This is a genomic window from Peribacillus sedimenti (assembly GCF_046237635.1).
GTDB lineage: Bacteria > Bacillota > Bacilli > Bacillales > DSM-1321 > Peribacillus > Peribacillus sedimenti.
This window is the reverse complement of the sequence record NZ_CP143547.1, coordinates 186,629-201,439: the sequence shown is the minus strand read 5'-3', so window position 1 is coordinate 201,439 and position 14,811 is coordinate 186,629. Positions and strand designations below refer to the sequence as shown.

The window sequence follows — 14,811 nt, the reverse complement described above, 5'->3', positions numbered from 1 at the left end:
GGCTTAGTCTAAAACAACCCCTTTTCGGTTCCTGGCAAATTCATGCCTCGTCCGAATAAGGGGTCTTGTTTTTTCAATCGTATCCATATTAGCCGCACCGCCATAAAAACTATCGCTGGTCCCTCCCGCTCCCGGCGTTTACTGTTTCACCACATACACTCTCTCCGGCCTGCCAACAGTGCCATAGGCTAAATCCGCTTCAATTTTCTCTTCAAATATTAAATGCTCTAAATACCTGCGTGCAGTAGTTCTGCTTACTCCTATTTCCTTAGCTACGCTCTCTGCAGTAAGTCCTCCCCCTCCCTTGCCGAGAACATGAAGGACCTTTACAAGCGTAAGGGGATCAATGCCTTTTGGCAACTGAGGCCGGTCATCAGAGGAGTCGAGTTCTCGCCGCATCAACTTGTCGACATCATGTTGTGAAAGTGCATATTTTTCTTCTGTCAAATGCTCAAGCTTCAATCGATAATTCCTATAGCGAAGCAGGGATTGCTTAAACCGTTCAAATATTACTGGCTTGATTACATAGTCAAAGACACCAAAGGAAATGGCTTTTTGAACATTATCGATTTCCTTGGCAGCCGTAATCATAATAACGTCCATTTGACTGTGAAACTGTTTAATCTCTTTAAGCAAGTCCATCCCATTCATATCTGGAAAATACACATCCAGCAGAAGCAAGTCTGGCTGCATCAATTCCATAAAGCTTTTTGCTTCCATATAACTAGCCGCAATTCCTATTGTTTGAAAGCCATCGATCTGTTCAATGAACCTTCTCTGGATTTCTGCGATTCGTAAATCATCCTCCACTATTAATACTTCTAAATCGCGCCACTCGTTCATTTGAAACCTCCTTGCCTTTTGGTATAGAGACCGTAAAAACAGTTCCCTCCTCCCTGCTTGATGAATAGGTCAGCGTTCCTTGTAAATTATCAATAGCCTTGCGTACGAGGCTTAAGCCGATTCCGGCGTTTGCGCTACCGCTTTTTGTTGTAAAGCCTTCATTAAAGATATTGTCCTCAGTGCCAGCCGCTATTCCATTCCCATTATCAGCCACTTCAATAATCAAATCCTTGCCTAGATCAGTTAAAAATAACGATACCTTTTTCTCTTTCTTCCCGTTCTCTCTCACTGCTTCAAATGCATTATTGATCAGGTTGCCTAAAATGGTTACAAGTAAATCTCTGCTTATAACCTCAGGAACATCCTTAAAGCTGCTATATTGATCTATCGAAAGCTCTATTTTAAGCTCACTTGCGAGGCTTAGCTTCCCTAAAATAAACCCTGCAAGAACTGGATCAGGTACCTCCTTCATTAAAAAGTGGATAAATCCCTGCGTGATATCAGCCTCTTTCGATATCAAATCGATCGCCTCTTTATAAGAGCCAAGCTGGATTAGTCCCAATAACGTGTACAGCCTGTTCGAATATTCATGAGTTTGGGCACGTAATCCCTCAGCATACGTCTTCACCTGGGATAGTTCCTGCAATAGGTTATATAGCTCCGATTTATTCCTCAGGCTTGCTACAGCACCAATTACCGTACCTCTTTTGTTGATGATTGGAATGTAATTTGCTAAAAATGTCTCACCATGGATTACAATTTCACGATCATATTCTGCCCCGCCATTATTTACTGCGGCTAGAAGATGAGTATCCGGAATGAATTCCTCAATCTTCTCCCCGCGGAGAAGGACCTCAAATGGCACTTGTAATATTTTGTGCGCTGTCTCATTTACAACTGTAATCCTTCCCATTGTATCTATGGCAATAATTCCTTCATGGATGGATTCCAATATGGCGTGCTTTTCCTGGTACATCCGGGCAATCTCCCTTGGTTCAAGCCCAAAGATCGCCCTCTTTATATTCAAGGAAATTAATAGCGCGGCAAGAAGTCCCCCCATCAGTATAAATAGGGTAGCCAGAAATACTTTATTTTGTATGGCGGACATCTCGTCTTCAATATCGGTCTGTAAATATCCTACTGAAACTACTCCGATAATCGCTCCATTGTGATAAATGGGAGCCTTTCCCCTTAATGAAGGACCAAGTGTCCCAACAGATTCCGATATGACAGACTCACCTTTGAATACCCTGGCGTTATCTCCGCCCACCATTTTCTGTCCTATTCTTTTAGGATTGGGATGTGAGTACCTCACTTCGTTCCTATTCCCTACAACAATGAATTCTGCCCCTACCTGTTTCCGTATTTTTTCTGAAATCGGCTGGATATAGGCAGCCGGGTCTTCCATTTGAAATGCCTCTTGTATCTCAGGCATGGAGGAGATGGTTTGAGCAATCGATAATGCCTTATTCCCTTTTTCCTTTTTTAGATTTGATTCCAGCATAGTTGTAAAGGTTATATCAAAAATTCCTGCGATCAGAAGAATAACTATAATGATTCCAAGCATTAACTTACTGTGCAAACGCATTCAAACACCTCATATTCATCATAGTAAAAAAAACTCCTTAAAAAAAGGAGTTTTTTGAAAATTATCATTACGATGGTATTCCTTTGTTTATCCTTCCACATTGATGATTACACTTTTTCCTCTCATTTTCAAAAAGACTGGTACCAGAAGCCACAGTACAGTAATGACCAAGAATAATACTGAAATGGGACGAGTGAAGAAAATGCTGTAATCCCCGTTCGAAATGGTTAATGCCCGGCGCATATTATTTTCAATCATCGGCCCTAATACAAGACCTAAAACAAGAGGGGCAATCGGATAATCATGCTTAGTAAAGAAATAGCCTAGAATTCCGCATGCCAACAAGAGCAGCAGATCATTTGCCGATACCTGCACAGCATACACACCGAAAATGGAAATCGCTATAATAATAGGAATCAAAAACTGTTTTGGTGTTTGGATAATCTTTGCAAACACTTTTACAAGAGGCAGATTGAGAACAAGCAGCATCAGGTTTCCGATAAACATACTTGCGATAAGGCCCCATGCTACACCTGGATGGTCTTCAAATAAAAGGGGGCCCGGCTGTACATTGTACATCATCAAAGCTCCCATCAGGATTGCAGTCGTGCCAGAACCGGGTATCCCCAATGTCAATAAAGGAATCATGGCCCCTCCGGAGGCGGCATTATTTGCTGACTCTGGCGCCGCTACTCCTGCAATGGTCCCTGTACCGAATTTAGAAGGATTTTTAGAAATCCTCTTTTCTAGAATATAAGAGAAAAACGATGCAAGAGTTGCGCCCGCTCCTGGGAGGATCCCGACAAAAAAGCCGAGCAAGGAACCTCTTGCAATTGGCCCTGCGGATTCTTTAAGCTCCTCCTTAGATGGTACAAGATTGTTGATTTTAGCAATGTCCCCATCTTCTTCTTCTTTTTCCAATATTGTTTTAAACACTTCACCGAGAGCAAAAAGACCCACAGCGATTGTTAAGAATTCGATCCCTTGATACAGCCATGGTACGTCAAATGTGAATCGTGCAATTCCAGAAACGTTATCGATGCCAATAGTGGCGAGCAGCAATCCTGAAACTGTCATGATCAATGCTTTCGTCACAGATTTTCCAGCAAGTCCGCTAACTGCTGCCAGACCCAGCAGCATAAGGGAGAAGTATTCGGCAGGACCGAATTTCAATGCTACATTGGATAACGGCTTAGCTAATGCAATCAGTGCAAGCAGCGTTACAATCCCTGCTACAAATGAACCAATGGCTGCAATCGAAAGTGCGCTTCCTGCTCTTCCGTTTTTCGCCATCTGGTAGCCATCCAGAGTGGTTACAACAGAAGAGGATTCACCTGGGGTATTTAAGAGAATGGAGGTTGTCGAACCTCCATACATGGCTCCATAATAGACGCCGGCCAGGAGTATTATGGCGCTTGTCGCTGCCTGCTCCGGAGCAAGGCCCCCGGTCAGGGATGCGGTTACCGGGATCAGAAGGGCTACACCGCTCATCGGTCCAATACCTGGAAGAACACCGACAGCTGTTCCAATTAATACGCCGACAAAAGCAAAAATTAGATTATACCAAATAAATGCGGTTCCGAAACCTTGTATTAAATAATCTAGTGTACTCATGATTATGCTCCCTTCATCAGCTGAACCAGATTGGCCATCCTGGCAGCGTTCCTTTTAACACATCTACATATACGTAATAGACCAATCCTGAGAAACAAGCAGATATTAGAAGCGAGGCAAACAGCTTGGTTCTTTCCATTGTCTGAAAGCAAATAAATAGAAAAAGAAAGGTTGTAATAACATATCCTATTGTTTCCAGTGTGAGAATGTAGACAAGTGTTGCTGCAAATATAATAAGGAACGGTTTGTAATCAATCTTTTCCTTCTCTTTGGAGCCAGAATCACTCCGCAATGTTTCAATGAATAGTCGGACGCTAAGCAACACAAGAATGATTCCAAGAAACATCGGGAAAATATCTGGTCCCACCTCGCTGCCGTAGGAAGAGCTGCCCAATTGCCTGCTTCCAATTACAAAAAGAACCCCCACTGCAAGAAACAAAACGGCTGCTATACGATCGAATTTCATAGTTACACACATCACCTTTCTTTGCACATTCAGGCACGGGGGTCAGACTCCCCGCAGAGCATTAATAAAGCAAAGCATTGCACTGTATAAAGGAGAAGAGAAGGAGCACATTCTCCCTCTCCTCGCATTATTACTTCTGCATTCCTAATGCCTCTAACAATTGTTGAACTTGCTTTTCTTGTTCATCCAAGAAAGTCTTGAATTCGCCACTATTTTTGTATTCCATTTCCCAGCCTTGAGTTTCAACTTCGGTTTTCCATTCAGGAGAAGCAACTAGCTTATCAATGGTTTTTTCCCAGTAGGACTTGGCTTCTTCGGACATTTTTTCAGGACCGAAAACGCCGCGCCAAATTGTAAATTCTGCATCAACACCTTGTTCTTTGGCGGTAGGGATATCTTTGAAGTCTCCTCCAAGCCTTTCAGCTGAAGTGATTGCTAAAACTTTTACTTTGCCTGCCTTCAAAAATTCTTTAACGCTGGAAGCATCTGTACCAATTACATCTGCATTTCCTCCAAGCAATGCTGTGATCGCTTCTCCTCCGCCATCATAGGAAACATATTTTATTTTAGTAGGGTCTACTCCATACTTGTAAGCTGGCAAAACGGAAACCAGATGGTCCATGGAACCAGGGGCGGATCCACCCGCAAAGGTTAACTTTTTTGGATCTTTTTTAACTTCCTCCAACACAGACTCTAAATCTGTAAACTTGGAGTCTGCCTTAACAACAATGGCCCCAAAATCCTTTGTCAATTGTGCTAGTGGAGTTGTGTTCTTATATCCGTAAGGACTATTTCCTTCTTTTTTCAAATTATTGATAATGATAGGTGGGGAATTAATGAAAAGCATATCGTTATTTTCAGCCTGTGCCGTAGCATATTCAGCCATGAAAACAGCTCCGCCGCCTCCAGGCTTATTTTCGACGGTCATTGGCTGTTTTACCAATTTTGTCTCACTTAGTACCTTTGTAAATGAACGGGCTGTCAAGTCCCAGCCACCACCTGCACCAGAAGGCGCTACAACTGTAATTGCCTTCTTTGGATAACCTGTGCTTTCTTCTTTTTTGCCTCCACTTCCGGATGTATCACTGCCACAGGCTGCCAGGCCCAAAGCGAGCACTCCTGCACTAAGAACGGCAGAAAACTTTTTAATAGATACCATATGTATCCTCCTCTTTTGTAAGCGTTTTCTTTATTTTACAAAATAAAAAGAAATTTGCTAGATTATGTAATTAAGGTGCATTTAAAATCTTTCCTTCATATTGTTCATTTTGTTCACGGCAGCAAACTTCAATATAATACTATAAGGCCTGGTCATCACAAACAGCGACGAAAGATTCTTTAATAATAAAAAACCTGCCCGTAGGCAGGAGGTCTCAAAAGTATTTAGCTGTTTTTACACCCACCACATGGAGCCTGGCTGTTCCTCAATTAATACCGACTGCAAATTGCGCACAGCACGAGTGAATCCTTCTTCAATGGACATAAGTGCATCTTCGTGCTCAATGCTTACAACATAGTCATAGCCATAGGTGCGAAGGGCACTCATCATATCTGACCAATCCTGTATGCCATGGCCGCAGCCGACAGAACGGAATGTCCATGCCCTGGTCTGCACTTCACCGTATGGCTGCATATCAGTCAATCCATACATATTGACATTTTCCTGGTCAATGTATGTATCCTTGGCATGGAAATGATGGATGGCATTTGCTTTTCCTAGTATTTTTATAGCTGCCACCGGGTCAATTCCCTGCCACCATAAATGGCTCGGATCGAGGTTAGCGCCTATTGCATCACAAGTCAATTCACGGAGCTTTAATAGAGTATAAGGCGTATGGACAAGAAACCCTCCATGAAGCTCTAAACCTATTTTGACATTATGATCACTGGCAAACTTGCCCCATTCCTTCCAATAAGGAACCAGTTTTTCTTCCCACTGCCATTTTAAAACATCGCCGTATTCATTTGGCCAGGGGGTAACCGGCCAGTTGGGGTACTTGGCTCCTTCGTGGTCGCCTGCTGTTCCGGAGAAGCAGTTCACCACAGGCACGCTCATTAAAGAGGCAAGTTTCACGGTTTTTACAAAGGTTTCATGCGAAGTCCTTGCAAATTCCGAATCTGGGGAAATAGGATTTCCATGGCAGCTAAATGCACTTATGGTCAGTCCCCGCGATTCTATCTGGTTCAAGTAATCCTTGCGCTTTTCCTCGCTTTCCAGCAAGCCGTCAAGATCGCAATGCTTATTGCCAGGGTAGTTACCTGTTCCAATTTCAACAGCAGTAACTCCCGCTGCCTTCACATAATCCAGCATTTCTTCAAAAGTTTTATCTGCAAATAATACAGTAAAAACGCCAAGCTTCATTGTACCAGTCCTTTCATTTTTTATAGCTATGAAATTACCTTACTATTTTCATAGATTTTCTCAATGATAGAGGAAACCTGCATGGCTTGCTCAGGCTTAACTACCTGCTCTTCAAGCCCCAAGCATGCATTAATAAAATTATGGGCCTGTGGAATGCTCGGATCATCCTCCCCTGGCATCCAGACAGCCTCGCTATTAAACAGCATTCCGTGTTTAGGATAATTCAAGCGGAGAGGGAAGACATCAATTCCTGCTTTATCGCCGGAAATGCTTATATTTTCTATAACATCCTGTGAAATATTATTGGACCATGAAGTTTCCATTAAAAGTGAGGCACCGCTCGCAAACTTTAAATAAGCTGTTACGTGGTCATCCACGTTAAACGTTTCGTGGTTGAAACTCCCCCACATGTTTACTTGTCCAGGGATCCGGCTTAACTGATTGTAAGCTGCTCCAGCTACCTCAACGGGTTCAGGATTTCCGATCAACCATAGGGCAAGGTCTAGCAAATGGCAGCCATAATCTATCAAACTTCCGCCTCCCTGAAGTTCCTTATTCGTAAATACACCCCAGCCAGGCACTTTTCTCCTTCTTAATGCTTGGACCCTTATTACCAGAGGCCTGCCAATCTCTCCAGCGTCTATGATTTTTTTTGCACCCTGCGCTTCCTTCATGAACCTATAGTGATATCCAACTGAAAGCACCTTTCCGGTCCGTTTTGCCGCTGCGATCATAGCCTCACACTCAGCTGTTGTCAGTGCCATAGGCTTCTCGCAAAATACATGTAGCCCTTTGTCGAGAGCGGCAATGGCAATCTCGGCATGGAATTTATTTGGCGTACTTACGATAACAGCATCCACTTCATGAAACATATCTTGATAGTTTTGATAAACTCCGGAAATGCCATATTGGTAAGCAACCTGGTGGGCACGCTCCATATTGATATCGCTGACAGCTTTGATCTCTGTCCTGTCTGATAACTTATGCAGAGTGGGAATATGCCTTCCCACCGCAATTCCACCAACCCCAATTAATCCCACACGCAATTTATTCATTGTCAATACACCTCTTTCAGACTATCTGGTAATACAGCAACGGGAATCAATCAGGATGGTTATGTGAGAACTAACAACCAGTTCGGACTGTTACATTCTCTGGAACTTACTATTGAAGAATGATTCCATCACGATTGGAATTGGCCGAAGAGAATGGAAATGCTAGCCTTACAGATGGTCTGTCATAGAAATTTATTTTGTAAAGTTGTTCACTAGCATAGCCTTTGCAACCTGCTTTTTTATGATTGAATTTTTACAATCGTTTTTGTTTCATGTGCATCCAGTGCCGAAATAATTACATTCAGCGACTTCATTCCTTCTTTACCGGGTACAGGGACTTCCTTCTCTGCTGTCAGGCTTGAAACAAACTCATCAATTACATGTGAATTGCTCTGTCCGCCTTCTTCATTGGACTGGATTTTTCCAAGTTCATGGTTTTCTACATCACCATTCTTGTATTGGACAACCAGTGAGTAGTTAGGGTTGTCTTCCAAACGAAGGATGGCCTTTTCGCCGTATATGATAGTAGAGTTATCTTCTGAAGCGTATGACCAGCTGGCTGCCAGGGTACCGATAATTCCGCTCTCTGTTTTAAGAATACACACAGCATTATCGTCTACATCACTATTCGTCTTGGAACTAGTTTCCACGAATGCAGCAACTTCAGAGAATTCTTCATCGAGAAGATAACGAAGCAAATCTGTTTTATGGACGCCCAGATCCCCCATTGCTCCAATAAAGGCCTTTTCCTTAATAAAGAACCAGCTCTCCTTGCCGTCCACGCTCCATGATTCAGGGCCTGGGTGCCCGAATGCTGTTCTGAAACTATAAATCTTTCCAATATCACCTTTCTTGATCATTTCTCTTGCCTTTCGATGAGAAGATACAAATCGCTGATTGTGCCCAATCATGAGCTGTTTGCCATTTTTGTCTGCAGCCTCAATCATCGCTTTGGCTTCTTCCATGGAAGTAGCCATTGGTTTTTCACACAATACATGCTTGCCTGCATTTAGTGCGTCAATCGAAATCGGTGCATGCAGATAGTTCGGTGTACAGACACTGACTGCATCTATATTTTCATCTGCCAGTAATTCCTTATAATCGTTATATGCCTTCGCATTATATTTTAAAGCTACTTCCTTCGCACGCTCTTCCACAACATCACAGACCGCTACGATTTCTACTGAATCATTGGCTGCATACTCCGGAAGGTGACGGTGCTGCGCAATGCTTCCTGCTCCAATAACCCCTACTTTAATCTTTTTCATTTTCTCGTCCTCCCGTTTTTTAATTGCCAATTTCCTCTAACGGCTTTGCATTTCCGTACACTGGCCTAGCCCTATCTATTGGCTTAGCCCAATTGACAGCATTGGTTATGATTCGTTGAACGTTGTCATTGTAATAGGTTGGATAAGTTTCATGGCCTGGCCGGAAGTAGAATACCTTTCCATTGCCCCGAATGTAGGTACAGCCGCTTCTGAACACCTCTCCCCCTTCAAACCAGCTCACCAGCACTAGTTCATCCGGTGCAGGGATGTCAAAGTGTTCACCGTACATTTCTTCCTTCTCCAATTCGAAGAATTCACCCACACCATCTACAATTGGATGCGCGGGGTTTACTACCCAGATTCTTTCCTTTTCATCAGCTTCCCGCCATTTCAGGTCACAGGATGTACCCATCAGCTTCTTAAATATTTTCGAAAAATGGCCAGAGTGGAGGACAACAAGGCCCATACCATCAAGTACACGCTGCCTTACCCTTTCCACCACTTCGTCGCTGACTTCCTCATGAGCAATATGTCCCCACCATACCAGTACATCTGTATTGTTTAACACATCTTCTGATAACCCATGCTCGGGTTCGTCAAGAGTCGCTGTACGAACCTCAAGGTTGTCCTGTTCCAGGAATTCAGCTATAGCTCCATGAATTCCTTTAGGATAAATCTCACTGACAACGGGATTCTTTTTTTCGTGTCGATTTTCATTCCAGACTGTAACTTTTGTCATGCTTCGTCAACTCCTAATCTATTCTTTGACTGAACCGGATGTAAGACCAGAAACAATTCGGCGCTGGAACAGCAGTACCATCACAACCAGCGGGATCGTCACAACAACCGTTGCGGCTGCTATCTCTCCCCATGGTATCGTGTACTGGCCCTGGAACATTGCAATCCCGGTTGGCACCGTTTTGTATTTGTCGTCTGTATTAATAGTTAAAGAAAATAAGAATTCGTTCCAAGCCGCAATGAACACCAGAATCGCAGTGGTAAATAATCCTGGCAATGCAAGCGGCAATATTACTTTCCAATAGGTCTGCATCATCGTTGCCCCGTCAATTTTAGCTGCTTCCTCGAGATCAAAAGGTATTTTCCTGAAAAATGTAACAAGAAGCCAGATGGATAGAGGCAGAGTAAAGGTTGTATACGGGATAATAAGGCCAAGATAGGAATTTGTCAGCCCTATATTTTTTAGGACAATATAGATGGGTGCAATGGTTGCAATTTGCGGAAACATTGTGACTGACAAAACAAGGCCCAGGATGATTGTCTTTCCTCGAAAGTTCAGACGGGCTATCGCATATGCAGCAAAAGAAGCTACAAATACGGTGTATACGGTTGTAATGCTGGCAACCACAAAGCTGTTCCACATATAGCGTAAGAATGGATAGTCCTGAAATACAGATAGATAGCTATCAAAAGTCGGATTTTGTGTGTACGGCGTAAATGCCTTGTCTCCAAACAGTTCAGTCAATGGCTTTACAGAACTGATCGCCATCCATAGAAAGGGAAACATCACAACCAGGACAAACACAGTGAGAAACAGGTAAAACCAAGGTCCTGCTTTTTTCTGCATATCGTTGCCTACACTCCTTTCCTATCTTCCTGAGCCGTCATTTAATAGGTCCCTGCCCAGGAATTTAATATAGATCATCGATATAATCGCTACACAGATAAAGACAATAACTGAAAGCGCCGATCCTTCTCCGAAATTAGTCTGTGAGAACATGACTTTATAGGCGAGGATGGAAATGGTTTCGGTGGAGTTGGCTGGGCCTCCCCCTGTTAATACAAAGATCAGGTCAAAGACTCGGAATGCATCCAGTGTACGGAACAGAAGGGCTACAAGTATGCTGGATTTCAATAATGGCAGTGTAATCGTACTAAATTGCTTCCATTTACCCGCACCATCAATTGAAGCTGCCTCATATAATGACGCCGGGATGGTCTGCAAGCCTGCAAGCAATAATAGAGCCATATATGGAGTCGTTTTCCAAACATCCGAGAATATGACAGAGAAAAATGCCCCAACATCAGTGGTCAGCAATTTAGTCATACTGTCTACAAGGCCAACCTCTTCAAAAATCTTCGCCACAATCCCGTTTTGCCCATCGTATAAGAATTTCCACATTAAAGCAGACACAGCCGTTGGAATGGCCCACGGGATCAATATGCTTGCCCGAATTAATCCACGCCCAAAAAAGGCTTTATTGATCAATAGAGCAATGGCAAGTCCTAACACTAGTTCGACTCCCACTGAGATCACAGTAAACATTAAAGTATTTCCAAGAGCTTTCCACATGCGGCTGTCCGAGAAGTTATCTTGATAATGCCTAAAGCCAATGAAGTTGGGCTCAATAATGGAATCTGCAAGGCCGGCTGACAGGCCAAGCAGCTTGTCCTTCTGGGCAAACTCTGTTTCAGCTGCAAGCTTAGTAAGATCTCCGTTTATATCATTCACTTCTTTTAGTACTGATTCCGCAACATCCTGCTCCAATTCAGCGATGCTCAGCTCGGCGTCGACCGGCTCAAAATTGGCCAGCTGCTCATCCACCTTCTGATAAGGAGCTTTTACTCCATCGGAGGACTGGATTTTCTCATCAATTTTAGTAAGCCTATCTTTTATTTCCGTCAATTGCTCAGGAGCGTTTCCAGCCCGGATTTCATTATTGATTCCGCCTACAAGGAAGGGATAATTGTTTAAGTACCGATCCAGATCTATGCTATAGTTTAAATGGGCTTCCGACTTTGTTGGATTATTCAATTTCAAATCAAAAAGACTAAAGTAAAATGATTGCAATACCGGCCAGATAGCAATGACTAAAATAAGGATCAGTCCAGGTGCGACCAGTAAATATCCAAGTTTGCTTTCTGACGCTTTGCCCTTTTTTGTCCTCTTCTTGGTCTTCTGCGTAATAACCCCGCTTTGATTTTCTTTATTAATTACCACGGGTTGGTTATCCAAGGGGCACCCTCCTTTATTTTTGGAAACGACCAGATACTTTATAATCATGCGCTCCTTGACTTGTGAAAAAGCGTCTGACGCCGATGTTTTAGCTGGCCGTTCAAACTGTATGAAAATTACAGAAAATGGAATAGCCTCCAAAGAAACGAGGCTATTCCATTTTAAAAGAGAACATTACTTGACTAGTTTTGCTTTCATTTGTGTTTCCATGTTTTTAACTGCTTCTTCCACTGTTTGCTGTCCAGCAATGGCTTTTGAAACCTCGATTTGAATAATTTCGGAGATTTCCGGATAGTTTGGTGCCACTGGACGAGATACTGCTGAATTTAGACCTTCAACAAAACCTTTATCCCCAAATGTAGGGTTTGCCTTTAAGATTTCTTGGTCCTGGTAAAGACTTGTAATAGTTGGTGCGTGGCCTCCGTGGATTGCATCAATCTTTTGCCCTTCAGGTCCTGCCATGAACTTCAGGAATTCCCATGCTTCTTTTGGATGCTTGGAATATTTGTTGATTCCTGCCTGCCAGCCGCCCAGGGCAGCTGCAGACCCTTTGTCTCCAGCAGGAAGCGGAGCAATGCCTACTTTATCTACAATTTTTGATTTGGAAGGATCATTCGCACTTGCGAATTCATACGGCCAGTTACGCAAGAACACTGTTTGTCCTTCAATGAACGCTTGGTCAGATTCTGTTTCTGCAAATGTTGTTACATTCCCCGGTACAAAATCAGACTTCGCGATTTCAACTAATTTCTTTAGACCCTTAATTGTTTCAGGTGAGTTAACCACTACGTTGCTGTTCTCGTCAATGAATGCACCGCCATATGAGGCAACGAATTCAATCGTATTACATACAAGCCCTTCATATTGTTTGGCCTGAAGGATGTAGCCGAATTTTGTTCCGCCTTGCCCCTTTTTCGCTTTAGCCTGTTTAATCAGGTCATCCCATGTTTTTGGAATTTCATCTTCTTTAACAAGGTCTTTTCTGTAGAACAATAGCCCGCCGTCAATGAACTTTGGCAATGCCCATTGCTTGCCGTTGAATTGGGAAGCAGCAAGAGCACCCTGGTTATACGTGTTCAAATCGATGCCATCCTGTTCGATAAAGCGATCCAGTGGCAATACATACCCTGCCTGTGCGAATTCTGCCGGCCAAATAACATCCATGTCAATAACATCAATCTCGGAGGATTTTGCGTTGAATGCCGTGACATATTGGTCATGCTGCTGGCCAGTATCTGCCGGCATTTCACGGAACTTAATCTTAATGTTTGGGTGTTTAGCTTCGAATGCCTTGACCATTTCCGATGTACCTTTTGTTACATCCTTACCGCGTGCATATACCAGCGTTACTGTTTCTTCTTTATTGTCTGTTTTCGTATCATCTTTCTTGGTATCGCTTCCGGTTTCATTAGAACTGCATGCAGCAAGCATAAGTGAAGCAGCTAATACACCAGAAAAGAGTTTCATTTTCTTAAGCCTCTTCATTGTTTGGCCCCCTATTATTTTTCGATTAAGTCGATTGGCGTACAATCAGCTGTAACGGTAATTGAATATCCATTTCACTCGGATCAATATGATTTTCCAGGCATTTGATCATCAAATTCATTGCATTGGAGCCTATTTCTTCAGCAGGCTGTTTTATAGTAGTCAGTGTCGGCTCCAAGACACTGGCAATCGGCTGGTCATCGAACCCGATCACTGATATATCCCCGGGTACTGAAAAACCATGGCTTATTGCTTCTTTAACAATTCCTGCTGCAACCTGATCACTGCCCGTAAAGAACGCAGTTGGCGGGTTGTCCATCTCAAGCGTGTTCCGAAAGACCCTTTTTCCGTCCTCCAAATCATAGGCATCTCTAAAAATCCAGTCCTTTTTGTAAGGAATTCCAAATTGATTCAATGCCCTTCTGTATCCTGCATGCCGGTCAATCGTAAGCTGTGAAGTATTCCCTCCAAAGCAATAGCCGATTGCACGATGACCCTTTTCAATTAAATGGCGTGTTCCAATGTAAGCCCCTTCTTGCTGGTCTAACCGGACCATCGGAACAAGCATTTGGTATGTGTATTCATTACACAAAACGATTGGACCGTATGTATGATAGTCAGCAATAGTCGCCCAATCATTTTCAATAGATGTTAAAATGATGCCGTCTACCTGCTTTGCCTTCAAGTAATTTAAAAAGTGCAGTTCCTTAAATCTGTTATTTTTTGTTTGGCAAACTAATAGCTGATAATCATGCTCGGTCGCAATTCGGTCAATTCCTTCAAGCAGATACGTGAAGAACGGATTGGTTAGCTGTGGGATCATGACACCAATTGTATTTGTTTTTTTACTGCGCAGCTTTTGGGCAGATGCGTTAGGAAAATAGTTTAAAGCTTCCATTGCTTGATAAACCAGTTGTTTTTTCTCTTCAGAAACATACTGATGATTGTTAATCACTCTTGAAACCGTAGCACTGGATAGCCCTGCCGCTCTGGCTACATCGGCAATCGTAGCCAATCAACCCTCCCCCTTTTTACGCAAGCACTTATTTCTGAAATCGATTTCATGAAAACGTTTTCAGATGTATCATACAATTTTATATTTGATATTTCAACAAACAATTGTGAAATATTCAATAATTGTTTCGACAAACCCGCG

Annotated in this window: 13 protein-coding genes; all 13 read right to left on the bottom strand. The window is 42.9% G+C overall.

Annotated elements, in window-relative coordinates:
• Positions 1-138: 138 nt before the first annotated feature.
• Positions 139-843, bottom strand: a complete 705-nt coding sequence (locus V1500_RS01120) for a response regulator (RefSeq protein WP_409303833.1) — start codon at positions 841-843, stop codon at positions 139-141.
• Positions 800-2,431, bottom strand: a complete 1,632-nt coding sequence (locus tag V1500_RS01115) for an ATP-binding protein (RefSeq protein ID WP_409303832.1) — start codon at positions 2,429-2,431, stop codon at positions 800-802. Before V1500_RS01115 ends, V1500_RS01120 begins: the two co-directional genes overlap by 44 nt.
• 87 nt (positions 2,432-2,518) lie before the next feature.
• Positions 2,519-4,045, bottom strand: a complete 1,527-nt coding sequence (locus tag V1500_RS01110; RefSeq protein WP_409303831.1) for a tripartite tricarboxylate transporter permease — start codon at positions 4,043-4,045, stop codon at positions 2,519-2,521.
• A 16-nt stretch (positions 4,046-4,061) separates the two neighbouring features.
• Positions 4,062-4,511, bottom strand: coding sequence for a tripartite tricarboxylate transporter TctB family protein (locus V1500_RS01105; protein ID WP_409303830.1), 450 nt, complete (start codon positions 4,509-4,511; stop codon positions 4,062-4,064).
• A 130-nt stretch (positions 4,512-4,641) separates the two neighbouring features.
• Complete coding sequence (locus V1500_RS01100; protein WP_409303829.1) at positions 4,642-5,670, bottom strand: Bug family tripartite tricarboxylate transporter substrate binding protein; 1,029 nt, start codon at positions 5,668-5,670, stop codon at positions 4,642-4,644.
• 234 nt (positions 5,671-5,904) lie between these two features.
• Positions 5,905-6,873, bottom strand: coding sequence for a sugar phosphate isomerase/epimerase family protein (locus V1500_RS01095; protein WP_409303828.1), 969 nt, complete (start codon positions 6,871-6,873; stop codon positions 5,905-5,907).
• Between the two features lie 26 nt (positions 6,874-6,899).
• Positions 6,900-7,928, bottom strand: a complete 1,029-nt coding sequence (locus V1500_RS01090) for a Gfo/Idh/MocA family protein (protein WP_409303827.1) — start codon at positions 7,926-7,928, stop codon at positions 6,900-6,902.
• 239 nt (positions 7,929-8,167) lie between these two features.
• Positions 8,168-9,196 (bottom strand): Gfo/Idh/MocA family protein, encoded by a 1,029-nt coding sequence (locus tag V1500_RS01085; protein WP_409303826.1) that lies wholly within the window; start codon positions 9,194-9,196, stop codon positions 8,168-8,170.
• Between the two features lie 19 nt (positions 9,197-9,215).
• Complete coding sequence (locus tag V1500_RS01080; protein WP_409303825.1) at positions 9,216-9,935, bottom strand: ThuA domain-containing protein; 720 nt, start codon at positions 9,933-9,935, stop codon at positions 9,216-9,218.
• A gap of 18 nt (positions 9,936-9,953) precedes the next feature.
• The gene (locus V1500_RS01075) at positions 9,954-10,781 is read right to left on the bottom strand and encodes a carbohydrate ABC transporter permease (protein ID WP_409303824.1); all 828 of its coding nucleotides are present in this window, start codon (positions 10,779-10,781) and stop codon (positions 9,954-9,956) included.
• A gap of 21 nt (positions 10,782-10,802) precedes the next feature.
• The gene (locus tag V1500_RS01070; RefSeq protein WP_409305880.1) at positions 10,803-12,122 is read right to left on the bottom strand and encodes a carbohydrate ABC transporter permease; all 1,320 of its coding nucleotides are present in this window, start codon (positions 12,120-12,122) and stop codon (positions 10,803-10,805) included.
• 222 nt (positions 12,123-12,344) lie between these two features.
• Positions 12,345-13,655 (bottom strand): ABC transporter substrate-binding protein, encoded by a 1,311-nt coding sequence (locus V1500_RS01065; protein ID WP_409303823.1) that lies wholly within the window; start codon positions 13,653-13,655, stop codon positions 12,345-12,347.
• A gap of 25 nt (positions 13,656-13,680) precedes the next feature.
• Positions 13,681-14,670, bottom strand: coding sequence for a LacI family DNA-binding transcriptional regulator (locus V1500_RS01060; protein ID WP_409303822.1), 990 nt, complete (start codon positions 14,668-14,670; stop codon positions 13,681-13,683).
• Positions 14,671-14,811 lie beyond the last annotated feature (141 nt).

Coding starts and splice junctions, on each gene's coding strand:
- V1500_RS01075 (WP_409303824.1), bottom strand. CDS start 10,781: ATGCAGAAAAAAGCAGGACCTTGGTTTTACCTGTTTCTCACTGTGTTT.
- V1500_RS01095 (WP_409303828.1), bottom strand. CDS start 6,873: ATGAAGCTTGGCGTTTTTACTGTATTATTTGCAGATAAAACTTTTGAA.
- V1500_RS01090 (WP_409303827.1), bottom strand. CDS start 7,928: ATGAATAAATTGCGTGTGGGATTAATTGGGGTTGGTGGAATTGCGGTG.
- V1500_RS01110 (WP_409303831.1), bottom strand. CDS start 4,045: ATGAGTACACTAGATTATTTAATACAAGGTTTCGGAACCGCATTTATT.
- V1500_RS01065 (WP_409303823.1), bottom strand. CDS start 13,655: ATGAAGAGGCTTAAGAAAATGAAACTCTTTTCTGGTGTATTAGCTGCT.
- V1500_RS01100 (WP_409303829.1), bottom strand. CDS start 5,670: ATGGTATCTATTAAAAAGTTTTCTGCCGTTCTTAGTGCAGGAGTGCTC.
- V1500_RS01085 (WP_409303826.1), bottom strand. CDS start 9,196: ATGAAAAAGATTAAAGTAGGGGTTATTGGAGCAGGAAGCATTGCGCAG.
- V1500_RS01115 (WP_409303832.1), bottom strand. CDS start 2,431: ATGCGTTTGCACAGTAAGTTAATGCTTGGAATCATTATAGTTATTCTT.
- V1500_RS01080 (WP_409303825.1), bottom strand. CDS start 9,935: ATGACAAAAGTTACAGTCTGGAATGAAAATCGACACGAAAAAAAGAAT.
- V1500_RS01105 (WP_409303830.1), bottom strand. CDS start 4,511: ATGAAATTCGATCGTATAGCAGCCGTTTTGTTTCTTGCAGTGGGGGTT.
- V1500_RS01120 (WP_409303833.1), bottom strand. CDS start 843: ATGAACGAGTGGCGCGATTTAGAAGTATTAATAGTGGAGGATGATTTA.